Consider the following 19,253-nt stretch of genomic DNA (forward strand, 5'->3'; position numbering starts at 1 on the left):
AATACTCCTTGCAGCTGATTTAATTTGATTTCACTCTGTATTTCATTTTCTTATCGTTTTGCAATCAGTGCGTAATCCTGGGGACCACAAAGATGTCCGTTAACACGTTCTGTTAATAAATCATGGCCAGGTACTTTGGCTGATTCAGGATAAGGGTTTAATCTTAAAATCTCACAATCTTTAAAACCATGATATTCAGCCAGAAATTGCAGGCTAGTTGGGGTAACAGGGTTTTTGTGGCTGAAGTCATGGTAGAAGGTATGGCTGCCTACCAATGCATTCTCCGGGTTAGGTGTTTCTAAAATCAAAAGACCACCGGGCAGTAGTGTACGATATGACTCTTTTATCAGCTTAAATAAAATATCAAAAGGCAGATGTTCAACAACGTGAAATGAACTGATTGCCCCTAATGATTGCTCTGGAAGGCTGCATAAATAATCCAGTGCATCGGCATGGACCACGCTCAGGCCCATTTCCCGGCAATGGCGTATCATTTCTTCGCTCTGATCAACACCCTGTGCTTTTAAGCCTTTATGACTGATGAGATTAATCCACTCCCCTCTGCCCATACCAATATCTAACAGGGGGGCCTGGCTGGTTTTAAGAAATGGTTCTACATAGGGAATATATTTTTCCAGCTTTGCTTTAATTTCTTCTTCTGGCCCTCTGAATTTTGATTCAAATGCCAAGTAATATGCATCAATGGCGGGGTCTGCTGCCAGTGCGTGAGGGGGAATCATTTGGGCTGTGGCGGGTTTATCTGCGGCATTACTGTTTTTTAAATGTTGCAGCATCTGCTCTTGTATATAAAGCATGGCTTGGCTATTGCTGCTGTTTGTATTGGCCATGATGGCAATTTTTTCAGCGCTATCAGCTAATGATTTTTGGGCAAGTTCAGTATTTCGGTCTAACGCTTCTTGTATGAGAAGGGTGTTTTTATTCTGCTGCTGATGAATATAATCAATTTTTTCAGCCAGTTCATGGTTGATTTTGAAAAGCTGCTGATTAATAAAATCTGAATATTGAGCAAATCGCTGCTCAAGCTGCTGGCTGATATGGGCTCTGATATCATCGCTGCTTATTGCCAGCTGCTGGCTCAGGTTAATTTGCTGGGTTTTTAATGTGGATAAAATAACTTCTTGCCGCATTTCAAAATCATAATTTTGTTTTGCAAAAAATGCATTTTTTTGTATTTTTTTTGAATTTATATTACTTAATTTAATAAACGCATCATGGATGCGGCCAATTAACCCTGCGCCACGCCTGCCACTCCAGACAGATAATATTTTATTTTCTAATGCAATAAAGTAGCGGTCTGTTTTGTTTATTTTAATAGAAGAGTTTGAATGTATTGATTCGGTGCTGGATAACATTTGCAAAGCAAATTTTCTAAGGCTTAAGCGGCCCGATGAAAGTAATTCATAATAATGACTTTCGCCATCCTGATCCGGAGCACGGCCTAAAATAGTCTGATATGAAAAAAAAATAAATAAAATGGGGTTGCGAATAGAAACAAGCTCTCTGAATGACTGAGGAAGCCAGAGCAGCTGACTGGATGCTGCTGCGGGCTCTATTTGATAAACAATAGGTGCTGCTGCCTGATTCAGAGCATAAGATTGAACACAGGCAATAATATCGTCTAATGTTTTCATATTAACTCACAGTATTGGGTATCAAGCCGGACAACACCAGCAAATACATGTTCAGAAATCACTGTAATTGTGGCCGCATGATCCCACCAATCATAGTTATCAGATAAATGATGATAAGAGGAGTGCAATGCCACACTAATATTATAGCTTCCCGCAGCAAGCCTGAAATCTGGTAATTCAAAGACTACCTGATATTGGCCGCCCTGTATAAATGGCGGGGTTTTTTGTAATAAATAGGTATTTGATCCGAATACCTCATTACCTACCCGGTCTTTAATTAAAAAACCAATGGTCAGATCGCTTATTTTTTCTAATACTTTATAGCTGACAATGATTTTTACCGGGCTGCCAGAGAGCACAACTTGGGCTGCTTCATTGTGATGAAAGACTTCAACAGCGATTAGTTTGGCTTCGCCACTGCCAGAGCGTACGCCTTCATTGAGGCTTATTTTATTATTAGCGGTATTAGCAATCAGTGCATTATAGTAATCCAGAATTGCGGCGGGATGATCATCCGACAGCATGATGCCCTGATCAATTAAGATGGCTCTGTCGCATAATGTTTTAACGGCCAACGGATCATGGGAAACAAAAAGTAATGATGTGCCCTGTGCTTGAAACGCTTTGATTCTGTCAAAACATTTATGCTGGAAATAGGCGTCTCCTACTGACAGGGCTTCATCTACAATTAATATTTCTGGCCTGATGGCCGTTGCCACGCTAAAGGCTAGCCGCATTTGCATTCCGCTGGAATACTTTTTTAGTTGCACGTCGATATATTCTCTTAGCTCAGAGAAATTAATAATTTCTTCAATCCTGTCATCTATTTCATGCCGGCTCATACCAAGTAATTGGCCTGAAATATATACATTTTCTCTGCCGCTTAATTCTTCATGAAACCCAATACCAAGCTCTAGAAGTGCGCCAATTCGGCCATTAACTGTTATCTCACCTTCAGTCGGGCGTAATGTCTGGCAGATTAGCTTTAATAACGTGCTTTTTCCTGAGCCATTTCGGCCAACAATAGCCACTGATTCACCGGGTTCAATTGAAAAAGAGATGTTATTTAACGCCCATTTCTGCAGGCAATGGCTATCCATACCAAATAGTGCAGCCAGTTTTTGACGGCGGGAGGAGTAAATTCGAAAACACTTGGATAGATTTTCTACTTTAATCAGCGCCATGATTACAGGTCATCCATTATTTTTTGAATATTTTTAGCATAAAAAATATAAAAAATTAAAAATAGCGCAATAGATAACAGCAGGGCATTAAGTAACCAATTCCAGGCAAGCGGCCAATCCAGCACAACTTGTTGGCCCAGCTGGGATACCCAATAAACGGGGTTTAGGTAAATATATTGAGCCGCCCACTGGGGTAATATCTGTGGCGCGTAAACTATGGGTGTTGCCCAAAATAAAATCTGCATAAAGGCATCTACAAATTGCCCAACATCTCTCACATAGGCATGGGCAAGCGCCAGTAAGCCAGCAATACTGAATGAAAAAAGGGTAATAACCAGTATTTGCAATAAATATACGGCCAGTATTTGAAAGCTAAATAAGTTTAAAATGATTAAAAATATAAAATAAAAACCTGCTAAAACTAGACTGTTGACTAACGCAATCGTGACAACTGAAATAAGTGGGATAATTTTTGATATATTGTTTTTTCTGAGTAAGCCCGCATTTTCTACAAGAAATAATTTTCCTCTGCCCACGATTTCTGCAAAGTATTGCCACACCAGCATGCCGCTGGTCAGGTACATAGTATAAGCGTAATGACTATTAACGCCTGGTAATCTTGATTTCATTAAGTCTGCAAAAACGAGGCTGTAGGTGAGAATCATTAAAACGGGCGCAAAAAACAGCCAGAATATACCGAGTACAGATCCACTGTATCTTGATTTAATTTCGCGGCTGACCATGGCATGCAAAAGCCAGCGCCCTGCAAAAATCCTTCTAATGATTTCCAAAAAACATTCCCCAAAGATGGATGATCAGGATTGAAGAGATAATCCCTGAGGTATTGGCTAATTGATCATAGGCGCAACATTTTCTGCCTGCTAATGGCTGAATGACTTCGATGCTTCCTCCCATAATGAATAATAATATAAATATATTTATGCTGCTGATATAGGGGCTTAATAAAGAGCTTAGAGTAAAATAGGCTAGAAAGTGAATAACTTTATCATTCTGTATGGGAATGTATTTCTGCAGATTATAAAAAGACCCTGCAATAATAAGCAGAACAGTACTTGCAATCAGCAGGCAGATTAATAGTGATTGGCCCATACATCCCTATAAGTGCTTAATGTTCTGGATGCACATCTGTCCCATGTAAAATAACTCGATCTGATTAATCCTTCAGTAATATGATCACAGGCGCATTCGGGTGATAAGGCAAGGTTGGTCATATGCTCGGCCAAGCCTTCAATATCGCCATTATTAAAATAGAAAGGGGCTAAGCCGCCAATTTCACCAATAGCACCTCCTGCCGTTGTAATGACGGGTGTGCCTACACTCATGGCTTCTAATACGGGTAAACCAAATCCTTCATATGCTGATGGATAAACCATACACCGTGCCCCAGCCAATAAAGCAGGTAGATCTTTTTCTGGGACATATTGCAGCCAGCGCACATTTTTGCTGTGCTTTATCCGGTCTAAGATTTCCTCGCATTTCCAGCCTACGCCTCCGACAATAATGAGTGGAAGCGATGTTTTTTTATTTTGTACCAGCATTTGATATGCAGTAAGTAAATCTTCTATTTTCTTTCTTGGCTCGATTGTGCCCAAAAATAAAAAATATTCTTTACTGGGTAAATGATATTTCTCTAGAATATTTTTATTAAATGATTCAGTAGAAAATTTGCTATGGTCTACGCCGTTATAGGTAATATGTAATTTATGACTTACTTCTGGCATCCAGTGGATTAGCTCTTTTTTTACTGATTTTGAAACAACAAAAATAGCATCTGCTTTTTCTAAAGTGAGCGGTAAATGCTCGCTTAAAAAGTGGACTCTTTCAACGGGATGCCATTCTGGATTAATAATATGAGATAAATCATGCACCGTGACCAGATAGGGGTATTGCAGCACGGTAGGAATATAATTGGGCTCATGATAAATATAGTTTTTTGCTTTTATGGTGTGAGCACCGCGATTGGCGTGATATTTTTTTCTGAGATAAGATTTCAGCGCGGGGAAGCGATTAACCATATTTCGTATTTTTGAAAGCAAAAATTCATTGTTGGTTTTCTTACTTACACGGCCAAACTGGTAGTAATCAAGATCAATATCTGTTTCAAACTGTTGCATTGCTCTGGACAAACTGGTTGCATAGCGGCCTATTCCCGTTAGTGGGGGGATCATTCCTTGTGCGGAAAACAGGATATTCATCTTGTCCATTTTTATCTTTATATATAGATGATGTTCGATTCAGATGAAGAATGATTTAATTTGCGCTTTCTTTTTGCTGTATATGCCTTGCGCTAAGTGCGGGTTCATTATTAAACAGGGTATCAATCCGCTCTGCTCCAAATAGAGCCGTTTTGTTTTTTTCGAAGGCAGGCATTTTTTCTGTATACATACTGATTGTTTTTTTCACCATTTTTTCAGCGGTAAGCTCTTGTTCAAACCGATGCCGAGCATAAAGCGCCATTTTTTTTCTTAGCGCATCGTCTCCGCATAATTTATTAATAGCATTTGCAAGTGCTACCGGGTCTGACGGGGGAACCAGTAGGCCTGATTTTTCGTGCTCATTAACCCATGAAACGCCTGAGCCTGAAATATCGCAGGAAACAACAGGCTTAGAAAAGCTCATTGCTTCAACCTGCACGATGCCATAGGCTTCGGAGCGATAAACTGAAGGCAGGCAGAATATATCGCAAGCCGCATAGTAGGATGCTAATTGTTCGTCTGCGATTGTGCCTATTATTTTTATTTTATAATCTAAGCCCAGTTTTTTAATTAGATCGCTGAATGTCTCTACCCCTGGCCCGCCAATTAACACCACAATATCATCATTGGTATATTTGCATGCTTCTATTAAATAGATTATTCCTTTGTATGCAGCGGAGCGGCCAATTGATAAAACTATTTTTTTGTTTTTGTGTTCTGATTTTATTTTATTTACTAAGGGTACGGATATATTTTTAATTCTGTCTGCTACGCCAATAGGGATAATGGACACTTTTTCCATATTGGAGGAAAGCCATTTTGAGGAATCAGCATATTGTTGCGATGTGGCAACAATGCCATCTGCACGTTTTATCAGCCAGCGCAGCCATGGTGCATAAAGCTTTAGCATATGTTTTTGTTTAACAATATCACTATGCCAATGTAGGTAAACCTTACAATCCGGCCTGATCAGCCAAATAGCCAAGTTAGCCATCGGATTGGGTAAATGGATATGTATTGCATCGTATTGATGGATGCATTTATTTAACTCGCTGATCAGCTTGAGCGAGATGGATGTTGAATTAATAACCGCCAATGTACCTGCTCTGATCACCTGATAGCTAGAGTTAATTAAATCAACTTTTGTTTCTGTTCCTTTATTGCTACACAATACGTCAGTTTTAACACCTTGGTTGTTCAAGCCTTCAACTAAGTCAAAGGTGACTGTTTCTATTCCGCCGTACTCTGGAGGGTAGAATTTTCCAAGATGGATTATCTTCATAAATATAGCTCTTATAAGGTTGTTATTTTATTAAAGCTGCTATTTGTAATTTTTTTGAATGGGCATGCAGAAGGGATGATTTCTTACAAATGATGGCTCATGGCTGGGTCTTGTTGTGTTGGCCGCTTGCTGGCGTGGCAGAATATTTTGTTTTTTTATACTAGTAATTGAATTTAATAATTACAAGAAAATTTCTGGAGTTGTTTTCCATCCTTGCAGTTTTTATGCACGTTTGTTTATTTTGTTTTAAACCCTGATTTTTCTTAGTATTTGTTTTATAAGGTTTTTGTGGCTGGTTATTAATAATCTGCATTTGCAGCTTATTGACTAAGTTTGCTGGATTATTCTGTGGTGATTTTGCCCTGCACAATGTGTTGTAAGCGCTCTGGTTCACGCACAATCAGCGTTTTTCTGTCTTTTTCGGCAATTCCTGCATTCAGCAGCTGGCCAATTGCCCTAGAAACGGTTTCCCGGCTGCAGTTGGTCATGCCCGCAAGTGATTGCTGTGGCGGGAGTTCGATAATTTTTAAATTCCCCGGCAATGTGCGTATCAGAGTGGTGAGCACCGTGCAAATCCGCTGATAGGGGTTTTGAATGCTGAGCATGGCGCGGTTTTGCGATGACAGCCGTACAAGGTAGGCCAGCTTTTTCATTAAACGCTCAGCCAGAATGGGGTGGGAATATATCAGTTGCAGCGCGGTATGCCGGCTCATTACCATCAGCTCGGCATCGCCAATGGAGACCACACTGGTAGAGCGCGAGCCACCATCTATCACGGCAAGCTCACCAAAGTATTCGCCTTCGTTAATGATGTAGATGCACAGCTCTCTGCCATCTTCGGTTACATCAATAACTTGCAGCCGGCCTTTGATCAAAAAGAACAGTTCATCACCCAGAGAGCCTTTGGTTATCACTTGCTGGTTGCGTACTGCTGTCCTAAGCTGAGAGTCGGATGCAATGGACGTTAAAATACTTTCCGGAATTCCAGAGAAAAACTCTAAAGAATATATGGGATGACGTGTCATAAGCATTTTCCGATGATGATTGGCCTGAGGAGGGAAAATCATGCTGAAGCGAATCGATCAATATTTTTTTGTTTTAGCTGTTTTTTTGCTGGCACCGCTTAGTGTTCTAGCACAAGAATCAGCAAATATGGGGACAGTTGTTGCAATTATTGGACAACCGATTCTGCACCGTGATGGCCAAGTGAGCGTGATTGCTAAGGGCGATGCCTTGCGCGAAGGGGATGAGCTGCATACTGCAGAGCAAACCAGCGTGTATTTGCGCACCTTTGATAAAGGTTTTATTGCTGTGCGGCCCAATAGTGTTTTGTTTATCGAGAAATACCATGCGGGCAGCCAAGGATCGCAGTTTAAGCTGCAGCTTAAATCGGGGCTGATGCGCTCTGTTACCGGGCAGGAAGTGCAAAAAGATAAAGATAAATATCGCTTAAATACGCCCGTTGCGGCCATTGGCTTACGCGGTACAGATTTTGTGGTGTTTACGGATGACCATGCCACACAGGTGGCGGTGCAAAAAGGCGGGGTGGTGATTGAGCCTTTTTCTAAAGTTTGCAGTGTAGAAATGGGCGGGCCTTGCCAAGGGGCTAATTCTCGTGAGTTATTTGCTTCAACGGCCCATATGCTGGAAGTGATTCGTGGCCAGACGGTGCCGGTGCAGAAAGACTCTTCACCTATGTTGCAAAAAGAGTTACTGAATGAATTACCTAAGGACGTATCAAAAGAGGCAGCCAAAGATGCGCCTAAAGTAGCCGGGCTTGGTGCTGAGCAAACTCAGATAAATACGGCTGATTTAAGTAATGCCAGAGTGGTTGCTAATAGTAATAGTGTTATTGATGGCTCTTTAGCCACTAAACCTGGTGTTGTAAAGCCGGTTGAGAATCTGCCTTCACCCACGCCTGCCCCTTTGCCCGAAGTACCTGTGCCACCTGTGGTTGTGATTCCTGCAGAGCCTTTGCCACCCGCCGTGATTGAGCCCACTATCCACTGGGGCCGCTGGCAGACACTGGCCAGCCTTCCGGCAACCGCTAATTTCAGTGATATTTATAAAGAAGGGCAGGAAGTTGTGAGTGCGGGGATTTACTACGTAATGTCCCGCGATAAAAGTGATGTCCGTTATGGGCCCGAGCTGGGAGCGGTTAATTTTCAAATGGCCAAGCATGATGGCATTATTGTCAATACGCTCAGTAATGCCATTTCTGCTACTACGGCGAAAGAGTCTTCATTACAAATCAATTTTGCAGCGCAAAGTTTTAATACTCATTTATTGTTAAGTGCTGCAGGCAGAGATATACCGCTTAATGTCAAAGGCGCCATTGAGTCTAATGGTCTTTTTATTAATGGCGCGGTGAGTGAGGCGCAACTGCGTGGCATTGTTTCTGGTAAAGATGCGGCCGAGGCTGCTTATGTTTATTATCTGCCCACAAGCAATAATGAGGTATTGAGCGGCGGGACGTATTGGCTGCGTAGAAAGTAAATTGGTATATTTTTATGTGGGCTGGATTTGTTCTGTGATTTATTAGTATTTAGAGCGGTCACTGGGTCAGTATTTTGATCCGCCATCTGTTTTTGTAATGGCAGGCAGGCTAGTTTGGCCAACCTGCCCATATTCTTATCCGCATTTCTGTGTTTTTTTCATTTAATTAAAAGAAAAATGGGCTGTAGCCACTTAAACGTGGTTTCTTGTTTTACTTCTTTTATACATTGCCTCGTCCGTATTTTAACGACTGTTTTATCGGCGCTGCATGATCAATCTTAAATCAATTTGGCAAAAGCTTCATTTAATCTGGCTGGGCCGGGTTTTATTTTTTGTGCTCAGTACTTTGCTGGTTATTTGGGTGGCGATGCCACGCGGCCATGCTTATCCTTTTCCCTTTGATCTTTTAGATCGCCTGCACGACCAGTTAATAAAACAAAGATTAATTGCTGATCCGGAAAAGCGAATTGTGCTGGTGGATATTGATGAGGCTTCGCTTGCGCAATATGGGCGCTGGCCATGGTCTAGGCTGCAAATGGCGCAATTACTGCAGCAATTAAATCAGCATTACAAAGTGGCGCATATTGGCCTTGATATGATTTTCCCTGAAAGCAGTGATTTATCAGGAGATCAGCAGATCGCACAATTAGCGGCTTCAGGCCAGCTGACTTTAGCGCAGACTTTTGGTTTTGATCGCAGCCAGAGCATGCAGGTCGGGCAGCTGAGTGCGGCGATATCCTGGGCTGATATTCCTGCCACTCAAGCTTTTGGTTTTTTGGCGAATCATCCTAAGCTTGCCGCACAAGCGCCCTGTGTAGGGCATATTGCGATTACTGCCGATCCGGATGGTGTGGTGCGGCATCAGAGCATGCTGGTGAAGTATCAGGCAAAGCTTTATCCGGCATTTGCCCCGGTTTTATTGCGTTGCTGGCTGGGGCAACAGGGGCCGTTGCAGGCCAGCAAAGGCAAAATTGAATGGCTGGAAGGTTTGTCTGGCCAGCAGATTGTGGCTGAAGATGGGATGGCGGCGATTCCTTTTCTGCGCCGTACAGAGGCTTATATTGCGATACCCGCCAGCGATATTCTGGCCGCTAAGGCCGATGTCGCATTGCTGCACAACAGGCTGGTGATTGTGGGGTCAAGCGCTTTGGGTCTGGGGGATTATGTGGCGACAATCCTGGGGGGGCGCACTCCGGGCATGTTGCTGCATGCGCAATGGTTATCCAAGGCGCTGGATCAGCTGGAGCAGAATAAGCCTATGGTGGCGATTGGTTTTGCGGCCATCATGGCGGTTTGGGCGGTGTTATTACTGGGCGTTGTTTTGCTGCACAGGCGAAATAATGCTTTACGCCTTGCATGGGGATTTTTTGTATTGATGGCCTGGTTACTGTGGCTGGGCAATACCCGGCAGGAGGTGGGGGCAAACACTTTGGCGCCACTGCTGGGGGGCGTGGTGCTCCTGATTTTAGAAGGGGGTCTAGAGTGGTGGTATGCCCAGCTGGGTAGGCGGCAGCTTTATCTGGCTTTTCATCAATATGTACCCCCCGCAATTATTGATCAGCTGATTGGCAATAACAGCCAGGCGATTATGTTGCCCCACCGAGCAGAAATCACCTGCCTCTTTGCTGATCTGCAAGGCTATACAGGCATTGCCGAAAGGCTGCCGCCGGAAGAGCTGGCTCAATACACCCGCCATGCCCTGATGCTGCTGACTCAGGCCGTATTAGATCAGCAAGGTACATTGGATAAATATATGGGCGATGCCTTGTTTGCATTTTGGGGTGCACCTGTTGAGCAGGATGACCATGCTAACCGTGCCCTCAATGCCGCAATGGCAATGCAGCAGGCGGTGGATGCATATAATCAAAGTGCGGCATTGGATAAGCAAATTAAAGTTCATATTGGCATTCAAACAGGCTTGGTGGTGGTGGGCGATATGGGTACGCCGTTTCGTAGCACCTATACCGCGATTGGCGACGCTGTGAATGTCAGCGCCCGTTTGCAAAATCTGGCCAGCCTGCATAATGAAAAAATACTGGTAGGGGAGGATACCGAGCGGCAGCTGCTGTATTCACCTTTGCAGCTCTATGGCACCGTTTCGCTAAAAGGGCGGCGGGGTGTGCAGCAGGTTTATCGTTTGCCTTAGTTTTTTCATCCGGCCTACAGCAGGCTAACTCGTTATTTCATATGTTCAATCGTTTGCTTACAAAAAATCCTGTTGTTATAACTGGAATCAAGCAAGCAAATTTCTAGATTTGTGATTCTGAGCATATACAATCAAGGTATGCGACTCTTTCCCTCTGTGTTGATTGCCTTTTTGCAAGCGGCTTTTCTGCCTGTGGCCTGTGCCCAGACAGGTGATGAGCTGTACCAGCAGGCTATTGATGATATTGCACAGCTGCAGTGGCAGGAGGCTAGCTGGCTGTTAGAAGAAGTGCTGCAGCTCAACCCCAATCATCAGGGGGCGAAAGTCGATTTAATGCTGGCTTATTGCCAGCTGGAAGACTTTAGCCGTGCCGGAGCTTTGCAGCAGCAATTACGTGCTTTGCCGGTATTGCCGCAGGCCATCAGTGATCTGATCCGGCAAAAAACGGAACAAGGCTGCACTGAAAAAACACAGTGGCAGGGACAGGTGCAAAGCTGGATTGCCAGTGATAGTAATTTAGATCAGGGCAGCTCCAAGCGTTGGCTGGAGGTGACATTGCCAGATGGGGTTTTTAATCTGGAAGTGGATCAAAGCAGCTTGCCCAGGTCTGGCTGGCTGGCCGGGATTGAAGTACAGGCAATGGCTACCCCTCCCGGAGGAAGTCAGTGGGCTTTGCATGCCGGAGCCGTGCAAAGCTGGCCGCAAAGTGGCCAGAGTATGCGCTGGTTTGGCGGTTTCTGGCAGCCGCAGGCCCGCAGTGACTGGGGGGTGGGCGTGCAGCAATTCTGGCTGCAGAGCGAGCCTTATCAGAGCAGTATTTTGCTTGAATACCGTGGGCTGCCATCGATTGCCCGCATTGAATCTTTACTGCGTTTGCGTGCGCAATTTGTGGATATCGATCCGCGCTATCAAAGCCTGCATAGTGAATGGCGTGGTCAGCATATCAGCCAGTGGCGTGGGCTCTGGCTGGATAATCGTGCCCAATTGGGGTTTGAGTTTTCTCCTCAGCGCCCGGGGGGAAATCAATACAGCGGCGAGCTAAGCAGCAGGCTGATTTATCCCTTTGGTCCGCACAGCTTAGAGCTGCAGCTGCGCGCCAGAGTTGCCCATGATCAGGATGGCTACAGCCCGCTGCTAGAATACAACCAGGCAAGGCAAAGTGTGCAAAGCCAAGCGGCTTTTGCCTATCAGTGGCAGAGCCTATGGCTGGGTAAATGGCGGCTGGAATATCAGTATCAGGAGCAAAACGATAGATTGCCGCTGTTTTCATGGCAAAAAAAAATGATCTCTTTGTCTTATAAGCAGGATTTTTAAAAGCGGTGAAACCCTTTGATTTATTCAACCTTGTTCAAGGGTTTCACCTGTTGTGTGCAGAGACCGGCTACTGCGCTGCTTAAACTGCCGCCAGCGCCTGCTCTAGGTCATCCAGAATATCGTCGATATGCTCAATGCCAATCGATAATCGCACCATATCTTCACTCACTCCTGCTTTGGCTAATTCATCAGGCGTCAGCTGGCGGTGTGTTGTGCTGGCAGGGTGGCAAGCCAGCGATTTGGCGTCGCCAATATTAACCAGACGGGTAATCAGCTTGAGCGCATCTTGGAATCGTGCTCCCGCTGCTACCCCGCCTTTTACCCCAAATGTCAGCAGCCCCGATGCTTTGCCGCCAAAGTATTTTTGCACCAGAGTGTGCGATGGGTGATCGGGCAGACCTGCGTAATTAACCCACTGTACCTTGCTATGGCCTTGCAGGTATTGCGCTACTTTGAGGGCGTTTTCTACATGCCTGTCCATGCGCAGTGCCAGCGTTTCCAGCCCTTGTAGAATTAAAAAGCTATTAAAGGGCGAAATGGCCGCGCCCATATTGCGCAGCGGCACGGTACGGGCGCGGCCAATAAAGGCGGCTGGCCCAAGGGCCTCGGTGTAAACCACGCCGTGATAGCTGACTTCTGGCTCATTGAGGCGATTAAAACGTTGTTTGTGATCTGCCCATGGGAATTTGCCGCTATCCACAATGATGCCGCCAATGCTATTGCCGTGGCCGCCGATATATTTGGTGAGCGAATGCACCACAATATCTGCACCATGCTCAAAAGGGCGGGTGAGATAAGGTGTAGGCACGGTGTTATCCACAATTAAAGGCACGCCACCGGCATGGGCTACCGCGGCAAAAGCGGCGAAATCCACCACATTACCCAGCGGGTTACCGATGGATTCGCAGAAGATGGCCTTGGTGCGATCATTAATCAGCGCAGCGGCTGCTTGCGGATCATTTGCATCCACAAATTGAACGGCAATGCCATATTGCGGCAGGGTATGGGCGAGTAGATTGTAAGTGCCGCCATAGAGCGCCGTGGTGGCGATAATATTGTCGCCCGCCTCGGCAATGGTCATGATGGCGTAAGTAATGGCGGCTAAGCCTGAGGCCAGTGCCAGCGCGCCAATGCCGCCTTCCAGCGCTGCGATACGTTGCTCTAATACATCGGAAGTCGGGTTCATAATCCGTGTATAGATATTGCCTTTAACCTTTAAATCAAACAGATCCGCACCATGCTGTGTATCGTCAAAAGCATAACTGGTGGTTTGGTAAATAGGCACCGCCATGGATTTGGTGGTGGGATCAATTTCATAACCAGCGTGTAAAGCAAGCGTATCAAACTTCATGCAAAGCCTCCGGGGGGATGGAAAGTGCTTTGGAAACTTTAGCAGTTTTATTTAGATCACAAAGCTATTTTTAGGTTTTTCTTTAGACTAAATAAAGCTATGTACCTTGACGTTGAGCTTTAAATATTAACTCACTCGTCAATTTATATGAGTATGTTTGTAATTTAAAGCTCGCCTAATAGCCATGAGCTGGCAAAGGCAAAGTATTCGCGCAGCCATGCGTTATAGCGGATGGCCAGCGGGGTGGGGGCCGATGCAAAATCTACAATGGCAAATCCTTGTTTTTTTGCAATTTTGAATGCGCGTAAAGTGTGAAAATCATTGGTGATAATAAGCACGGGCTCGGCTGCTTTTGCTTTAAGCAGGCGATAGCTGAACAGCAGGTTTTCTTCTGTGCTGGTGCTCTGGTTTTCTTGCATGATGCGCTGCCGGGCAATACCGTGGGCCAGCAGATAGCGCTGCATGGCATCGGCTTCACTGATTTCCTCGTTGAAACCTTGGCCACCTGAAACCACAATCTGAGTTTTGGGATATTGCGCCGCATAAATCAGGGCGGTATCTAGGCGGGCACGCAGCATGGGGCTGGGCTGGGTTCCATCGAGGCCTGAGCCCAGCACAATCAGCGTTGATGGCTGGTTTTGGATGCGGTCAGGTATGGCCAGCGTGCAGAAAAAAGCCAACAAAGAGATCAGCCATAGCGCTGCTAGTAATTTAAACCAAGGCCATAATCGCTGCCGGTAGCGCTTAGCTGCCAGCCAGCGCTGCCAGCTGGCGTACTTCAGGCTGTAGCTCAATAAGCCCAAGCCTAGGATGGCTGGGAAAATCGTGCCTACATTAAATTTAGCCTGGCTAAACAGCGCCAGCGCATCGATGAGTAAGATGCTGCCGCTGAGTATTTGTAAACGTGCCAGCCAATTATTTTGCATTGAGGGGCTTACTCAAGCGATAAAGACAGTGTTCTTGCAAAGGATGGCCCTTTGCTACTTTGGGGTGGAAAAAAGTGTCGGCATCACGCTGCATACCTAGTTTTTGCATCACAGCTTGCGAGCGCAGATTAGGCAGGGCGGTGAAGGATACAATCTCATCCAGTTGCAGGGCATTAAAGCCAAAATCTAAAGCGGCCCTTGCCGCCTCTCCAGCATAGCCCTTGCCCCAATAATCAAAAGCCAGCCGCCAGCCTATTTCTACGCAGGGTGAAAACGGCAGCTCGGGGATCGGAATACTCAGGCCGGTAAAGCCAATAAACTGCTGCGTTTCTTTCAGCTCCAGCGCCCAAAACCCCCAGCCCCTTTCCGCAATGAGATCAGCTATCCGCTCTTGTAGCGCTAGGCTGGCTGCTGCATCTACAGGGCCCAGCAGATATTCCATCACTCGCGGGTCGTTGCTCATTTGAGCGAAAGTTTCAGCATCCGACGCCCGCCATTGGCGTAATCGCAGGCGCTCGGTAGATAGTTCGATGATTTTGGGCATGGGTGTCATTTGGATATTGGGTTACGGTGCATAACGCCTCTGGCGTTTTGCACCCTATAAGTGGCGTTGATGTTTAATAGGGTGTGCAAGTCGTTTTTCTTGCGCACTGTTTTGTATCATAAAAAAACCGGCCCTCACAGGCCGGTTTTTACGTGGGCCGTGAAGCAATTAGCCAACAAATTTACGAGCATTACGGAACATACGCATCCATGCACCGTCGTCGCTCCAGTCGCTTGGGTGCCATGAGTTTTGCACGCTGCGGAACACGCGTTCTGGGTGCGGCATCATAATGCTGAAGCGGCCATCGGCGGTGGTAACACCGGCAATCCCCTGCGGGCTGCCATTTGGATTTGCTGGATAGGCTTCGGTGGTTTTTCCGTGGCTGTCGACATAACGCATGGCAACCAAGGCTTTGTTGATATCGCCCTGCTGGCTGAAATTGGCAAAGCCTTCGCCGTGAGATACCACCACTGGCATACGGCTACCGGCCATTTCGCTGAAGAACAGCGATGGGGATTTTGTCAGCTCAGCCATCACCAAGCGTGCTTCAAACTGCTCGCTCTGATTACGGGTGAATTTAGGCCAGTGCGCAGCGCCAGGGATAATGCCGGAGAGATTCGCCATCATCTGGCAGCCATTACATACCCCTAAACCAAAGGTATCTGTGCGGCCAAAGAAAGCTTCAAATTGTGCGCGGGCTGCGGCATTAAACAGAATCGATTTGGCCCAGCCTTCACCCGCACCCAATACATCGCCATAGCTAAAGCCACCGCAAGCGGCTAAGCCCTGGAAGCCCGCCAGTTGCACGCGGCCAGAAATCACATCGCTCATATGTACGTCTACAGCGGTAAAGCCTGCGCGGGTAAACGCGGCTGCCATTTCTACATGGCCATTTACACCTTGTTCACGCAATACGGCAATCTTAGGGCGAATACCTGTCGCGATATACGGGGCGGCAATATCTTCATTCTGATCAAAGCTCAACTTGGCGAATAAGCCTTTCTCTTGCTTATCGGCGAGGCGCGCATATTCGGCATCGGCACCGGCCGGATTATCCCGCAGGCGCTGAATGCGCCAGCTGGTTTCCGACCATGCTTTATGCAGATCAACACGCGATTCTTCCAGCACTAGGCGATTACGCGCTTTGATTTTGAGCTTGTCGTCGTGGTTGGTGCTGCCGATTACGTGCAGCTCGGAGCGGATATCCACATTGGCAAAGGCGGCAATCACGGCTGCGGTATCAGTGCGCTTCACTTGCAATACTGCGCCCAGCTCTTCGTTAAATAGCACGCCCATGACGCGGGCATTGGCTTCGCGAACCACGTCTTCGGCGGTGAATTCGTTTTGCTGGCGCTGACGACGGCGGCGCTCAATACACAGCTCGTCTACTTCAAGCGTTATACCAACATGGCTGGCGAACATCATTTCAGCAATCGTGGCAAACAAACCGCCATCTGATCTGTCGTGGTAGGCCAGCAATTTGCCTTCGGCATTCAGCTGTTGCACCGTACTGAAAAATGACTTCAGGTGAGGCACATTAACGATATCAGGCGCGCTATTACCAACTTGTTTATAAACTTGCGCTAGGGCAGAGCCACCCAAGCGGCATTTGCCATCGCCAAGATCAATCAGAATCAGATCAGAATCAACATTGGTCTGCAGCTCAGGCGTCAGTGTTTTGCGTACATCGGTCACCGGTGCAAAGGCAGAAATCACTAAGGACAGCGGCGCGACTACTTGCTTGGCCTCGCCTGCTTCATCCCAGACGGTCTTCATTGATAATGAATCTTTACCTACCGGAATCGATACGCCCAGCTCGCGGCAAAGCTCTAAGCCAACGGCTTGTACGGTGTCATACAGATTAGCGTCTTCACCTGCGTGGCCAGCGGGGGCCATCCAGTTTGCAGACAGTTTTACATCAGACAACTGACGAATTGGCGCAGCTGCAATATTGGTCAGCGCTTCACCCACGGCCATACGGCCAGAAGCCGGGCCAGAAATCAGCGCCAGCGGGGTGCGCTCACCCATTGCCATGGCTTCGCCAAGGTAGGAATCGTAAGCCATTGCCGTCACGGCTACATCGGCCACTGGCACTTGCCAAGGGCCAACCATCTGATCGCGGGCAGTAAAGCCGCCCACGGTGCGATCGCCAATATTAATCAGGAAAGATTTATCGGCTACCGCTGGCAGGCGTAGTACACGGTAGGCCGCTTCTTTTAACTCAAGGTCGGAAGCGTCAAAAGCCGCCAGTTCAGGCGCAATGCGGCTCACGTCGCGCGTCATTTTGGGTGGTTTGCCAAGTAAGACATTCATTGGCATATCGACAGGTTTGTTGTCGAAATGATCGTCAGCCAGCACCAGTTGTTTTTCGTCAGTCACACGGCCAACCACGGCAAACGGGCAGCGCTCGCGTTCGCAAATTGCTTCAAAAGCCAGCAAATCTTTAGGATCAATCGCCAATACATAGCGCTCCTGGCTCTCGTTCGACCAGATTTCCTTAGGCGCCATGCCTTTTTCTTCGATATTCACTTTGCGCAGATTAAACACCGCGCCCTGGCCTGCATCGTTCACCAGCTCTGGGAAGGCATTGGAAATACCACCCGCGCCTACATCGTGAATCGACAAGACTGGATTATTTGCACCCAGCTGCCAGCAGCGATCAATCACTTCCTGCGCTCGGCGCTGGATTTCCGGGTTGCCGCGTTGTACAGAATCGAAATCCAGATTGGCCGCATTATCCCCCGTTGCCATCGAGCTGGCCGCGCTGCCGCCCATACCAATCAGCATGCCAGGGCCGCCGATCTGGATCAGGAGCGAGCCATCTGGCAGGCCGTTTTTCTTCACGTGCAGGGCGCTGATATTGCCTAAACCACCGGCAATCATAATGGGCTTATGGTAGCCACGGCGCTCGCCGTTTAAGTCTTCTTCAAAGGTACGGAAATAACCACAGATATTAGGGCGACCAAATTCATTATTAAATGCAGCAGCGCCAATCGGGCCTTCGATCATAATATCCAGCGCGCTGGCAATACGATCAGGCTTGCCGTAAGGCTGCGCTTCCCAAGGCTGCTCTGCACCAGGAATATTTAAGTTGGATACTGTAAAGCCAGCCAAACCGGCTTTAGGTTTTGAGCCACGGCCGGTTGCGCCTTCGTCGCGAATCTCACCACCCGAGCCAGTAGCAGCACCGGCAAATGGAGAGATCGCAGTAGGGTGGTTATGCGTTTCCACCTTCATCAGAATATGCGTTTGTTCGGTACTGAATGCGTATTCGGCGCTACCTGCCTGCGGATAAAAGCGGCCGATTTCCGCGCCTTCAATCACCGAGGAGTTGTCTGAATAAGCCACCACCGTGCCTTCCGGTGCGGCTTTGTGCGTTTCGCGGATCATGCCAAACAGGCTGTAATCTTGTTGCGTCCCGTCGATAATAAAATCGGCGTTAAAAATCTTGTGGCGGCAGTGCTCAGAATTGGCCTGCGCAAACATGGTGAGCTCAACATCGCTTGGATTACGGCCCAGCTTGTTGAAGTTTTCTACCAAGTAATCAATTTCATCATCGCTCAGTGCCAAGCCAAATTCACTATTGGCTTTGACCAGTGCGGCTTTACCGCCACCGAGGATGTCCACAGTTAGAAAAGGCTTTGGCTCGAAGTGGCGGAATAATTCACGGCCCGCTTCTAAGCTGCTGAAGACTTCTTCAGTCATTCTGTCGTGGATTAATGGCAACAGAATATTTTGTTCTGCTGCAGACAATGGGCTGCCGCCTTCCTTGCTGGCGTAAATCACAATGCCACGCTCGATACGGGCAATTTTGCCAAGGCCACAGTGTTGAGCAATATCGGTGGCTTTAGACGACCATGGCGAAATGGTCCCCAAGCGCGGCAAGACCATCATAAGGCTGCCGATGGCAAGCTCAGGCTGAGCAGGTTCGCCATAGTGCAGAATCTTGCTCAGGATCGTGTTTTCGTCCTGCGTCAGCTCGGCGCTTGTTTCGGCAAAGTGCCAATACTCCGCATATATTTGCGCAGAAATACCTTTCACAGCCAGAGCGGCGGTCAGTTTTTCGACCCGGAAAGATGAAAGCGCGGTACCGCCGCGCAATTGGAGAACGTCAGCCATGTCTTTGATCTTTGATTGGAAAG

13 protein-coding genes are annotated in these 19,253 nt (G+C 47.0%); 3 read left to right on the forward strand and 10 right to left on the reverse strand.

Translation table 11 applies throughout. The features are described 5' to 3' along the window. Positions 1–50: 50 nt before the first annotated feature. The 6 genes from DYD62_RS20295 to DYD62_RS20325 all read right to left on the reverse strand — a co-directional run bounded on the left by DYD62_RS20295 (position 51) and on the right by DYD62_RS20325 (position 7,359). Positions 51–1,652 carry a methyltransferase domain-containing protein gene (locus DYD62_RS20295; RefSeq protein WP_115229583.1) on the reverse strand — a complete coding sequence of 534 codons (1,602 nt, stop codon included), beginning with the start codon at positions 1,650–1,652 and terminating at the stop codon, positions 51–53. Then, complete coding sequence (locus DYD62_RS20300) at positions 1,649–2,836, reverse strand: ABC transporter ATP-binding protein (protein WP_115229586.1); 1,188 nt, start codon at positions 2,834–2,836, stop codon at positions 1,649–1,651. Before DYD62_RS20300 ends, DYD62_RS20295 begins: the two co-directional genes overlap by 4 nt. A gap of 2 nt (positions 2,837–2,838) precedes the next feature. Then, complete coding sequence (locus DYD62_RS20305) at positions 2,839–3,627, reverse strand: ABC transporter permease (RefSeq protein WP_115229588.1); 789 nt, start codon at positions 3,625–3,627, stop codon at positions 2,839–2,841. Between the two features lie 300 nt (positions 3,628–3,927). After that, entirely contained in the window at positions 3,928–5,061 is a 1,134-nt protein-coding gene (locus DYD62_RS20315; RefSeq protein WP_115229593.1) for a glycosyltransferase family 4 protein, read from the reverse strand. A 46-nt stretch (positions 5,062–5,107) separates the two neighbouring features. Beyond that, positions 5,108–6,334, reverse strand: a complete 1,227-nt coding sequence (locus DYD62_RS20320) for a glycosyltransferase (protein WP_115229596.1) — start codon at positions 6,332–6,334, stop codon at positions 5,108–5,110. A gap of 341 nt (positions 6,335–6,675) precedes the next feature. Further along, entirely contained in the window at positions 6,676–7,359 is a 684-nt protein-coding gene (locus DYD62_RS20325) for a Crp/Fnr family transcriptional regulator (RefSeq protein WP_165928661.1), read from the reverse strand. A gap of 40 nt (positions 7,360–7,399) precedes the next feature. On the opposite strand from DYD62_RS20325, the gene DYD62_RS20330 reads away from it, so the two are divergent. From DYD62_RS20330 to DYD62_RS20340, 3 genes are all read left to right on the forward strand, one after another. Continuing rightward, on the forward strand, positions 7,400–8,830 hold the full coding sequence (locus tag DYD62_RS20330) for a FecR family protein (RefSeq protein ID WP_115229601.1): 1,431 nt from the start codon (positions 7,400–7,402) through the stop codon (positions 8,828–8,830). Positions 8,831–9,098: 268 nt separating this feature from the next. Further along, positions 9,099–10,976 carry a CHASE2 domain-containing protein gene (locus DYD62_RS20335; protein ID WP_115229603.1) on the forward strand — a complete coding sequence of 626 codons (1,878 nt, stop codon included), beginning with the start codon at positions 9,099–9,101 and terminating at the stop codon, positions 10,974–10,976. Positions 10,977–11,114: 138 nt separating this feature from the next. Further along, positions 11,115–12,290, forward strand: coding sequence for an outer membrane protein assembly factor BamD (locus DYD62_RS20340; protein ID WP_132038656.1), 1,176 nt, complete (start codon positions 11,115–11,117; stop codon positions 12,288–12,290). Positions 12,291–12,369: 79 nt separating this feature from the next. On the opposite strand, the gene DYD62_RS20345 is transcribed toward DYD62_RS20340, so the two are convergent. The 4 genes from DYD62_RS20345 to purL form a co-directional block, all read right to left on the reverse strand. Next, positions 12,370–13,641 carry an O-acetylhomoserine aminocarboxypropyltransferase/cysteine synthase family protein gene (locus DYD62_RS20345; protein WP_115229608.1) on the reverse strand — a complete coding sequence of 424 codons (1,272 nt, stop codon included), beginning with the start codon at positions 13,639–13,641 and terminating at the stop codon, positions 12,370–12,372. Between the two features lie 164 nt (positions 13,642–13,805). Then, positions 13,806–14,567 (reverse strand): YdcF family protein, encoded by a 762-nt coding sequence (locus DYD62_RS20350; RefSeq protein ID WP_115229611.1) that lies wholly within the window; start codon positions 14,565–14,567, stop codon positions 13,806–13,808. After that, positions 14,557–15,111 carry a GNAT family N-acetyltransferase gene (locus DYD62_RS20355; RefSeq protein ID WP_115229613.1) on the reverse strand — a complete coding sequence of 185 codons (555 nt, stop codon included), beginning with the start codon at positions 15,109–15,111 and terminating at the stop codon, positions 14,557–14,559. The genes DYD62_RS20350 and DYD62_RS20355 overlap by 11 nt, the downstream gene beginning before the upstream one ends. A gap of 168 nt (positions 15,112–15,279) precedes the next feature. Further along, on the reverse strand, positions 15,280–19,230 hold the full coding sequence (gene purL / locus DYD62_RS20360) for a phosphoribosylformylglycinamidine synthase (protein WP_115229615.1): 3,951 nt from the start codon (positions 19,228–19,230) through the stop codon (positions 15,280–15,282). Positions 19,231–19,253 lie beyond the last annotated feature (23 nt).

This window comes from Iodobacter fluviatilis (genome assembly GCF_900451195.1).
Lineage (GTDB): Bacteria > Pseudomonadota > Gammaproteobacteria > Burkholderiales > Chitinibacteraceae > Iodobacter > Iodobacter fluviatilis.

Coding starts and splice junctions, on each gene's coding strand:
- DYD62_RS20295 (WP_115229583.1), bottom strand. CDS start 1,652: ATGAAAACATTAGACGATATTATTGCCTGTGTTCAATCTTATGCTCTG.
- DYD62_RS20300 (WP_115229586.1), bottom strand. CDS start 2,836: ATGGCGCTGATTAAAGTAGAAAATCTATCCAAGTGTTTTCGAATTTAC.
- DYD62_RS20315 (WP_115229593.1), bottom strand. CDS start 5,061: ATGGACAAGATGAATATCCTGTTTTCCGCACAAGGAATGATCCCCCCA.
- DYD62_RS20320 (WP_115229596.1), bottom strand. CDS start 6,334: ATGAAGATAATCCATCTTGGAAAATTCTACCCTCCAGAGTACGGCGGA.
- DYD62_RS20325 (WP_165928661.1), bottom strand. CDS start 7,359: ATGACACGTCATCCCATATATTCTTTAGAGTTTTTCTCTGGAATTCCG.
- DYD62_RS20330 (WP_115229601.1), top strand. CDS start 7,400: ATGCTGAAGCGAATCGATCAATATTTTTTTGTTTTAGCTGTTTTTTTG.
- DYD62_RS20335 (WP_115229603.1), top strand. CDS start 9,099: ATGATCAATCTTAAATCAATTTGGCAAAAGCTTCATTTAATCTGGCTG.
- DYD62_RS20340 (WP_132038656.1), top strand. CDS start 11,115: ATGCGACTCTTTCCCTCTGTGTTGATTGCCTTTTTGCAAGCGGCTTTT.
- DYD62_RS20345 (WP_115229608.1), bottom strand. CDS start 13,641: ATGAAGTTTGATACGCTTGCTTTACACGCTGGTTATGAAATTGATCCC.
- DYD62_RS20350 (WP_115229611.1), bottom strand. CDS start 14,567: ATGCAAAATAATTGGCTGGCACGTTTACAAATACTCAGCGGCAGCATC.
- DYD62_RS20355 (WP_115229613.1), bottom strand. CDS start 15,111: ATGCCCAAAATCATCGAACTATCTACCGAGCGCCTGCGATTACGCCAA.
- purL (WP_115229615.1), bottom strand. CDS start 19,230: ATGGCTGACGTTCTCCAATTGCGCGGCGGTACCGCGCTTTCATCTTTC.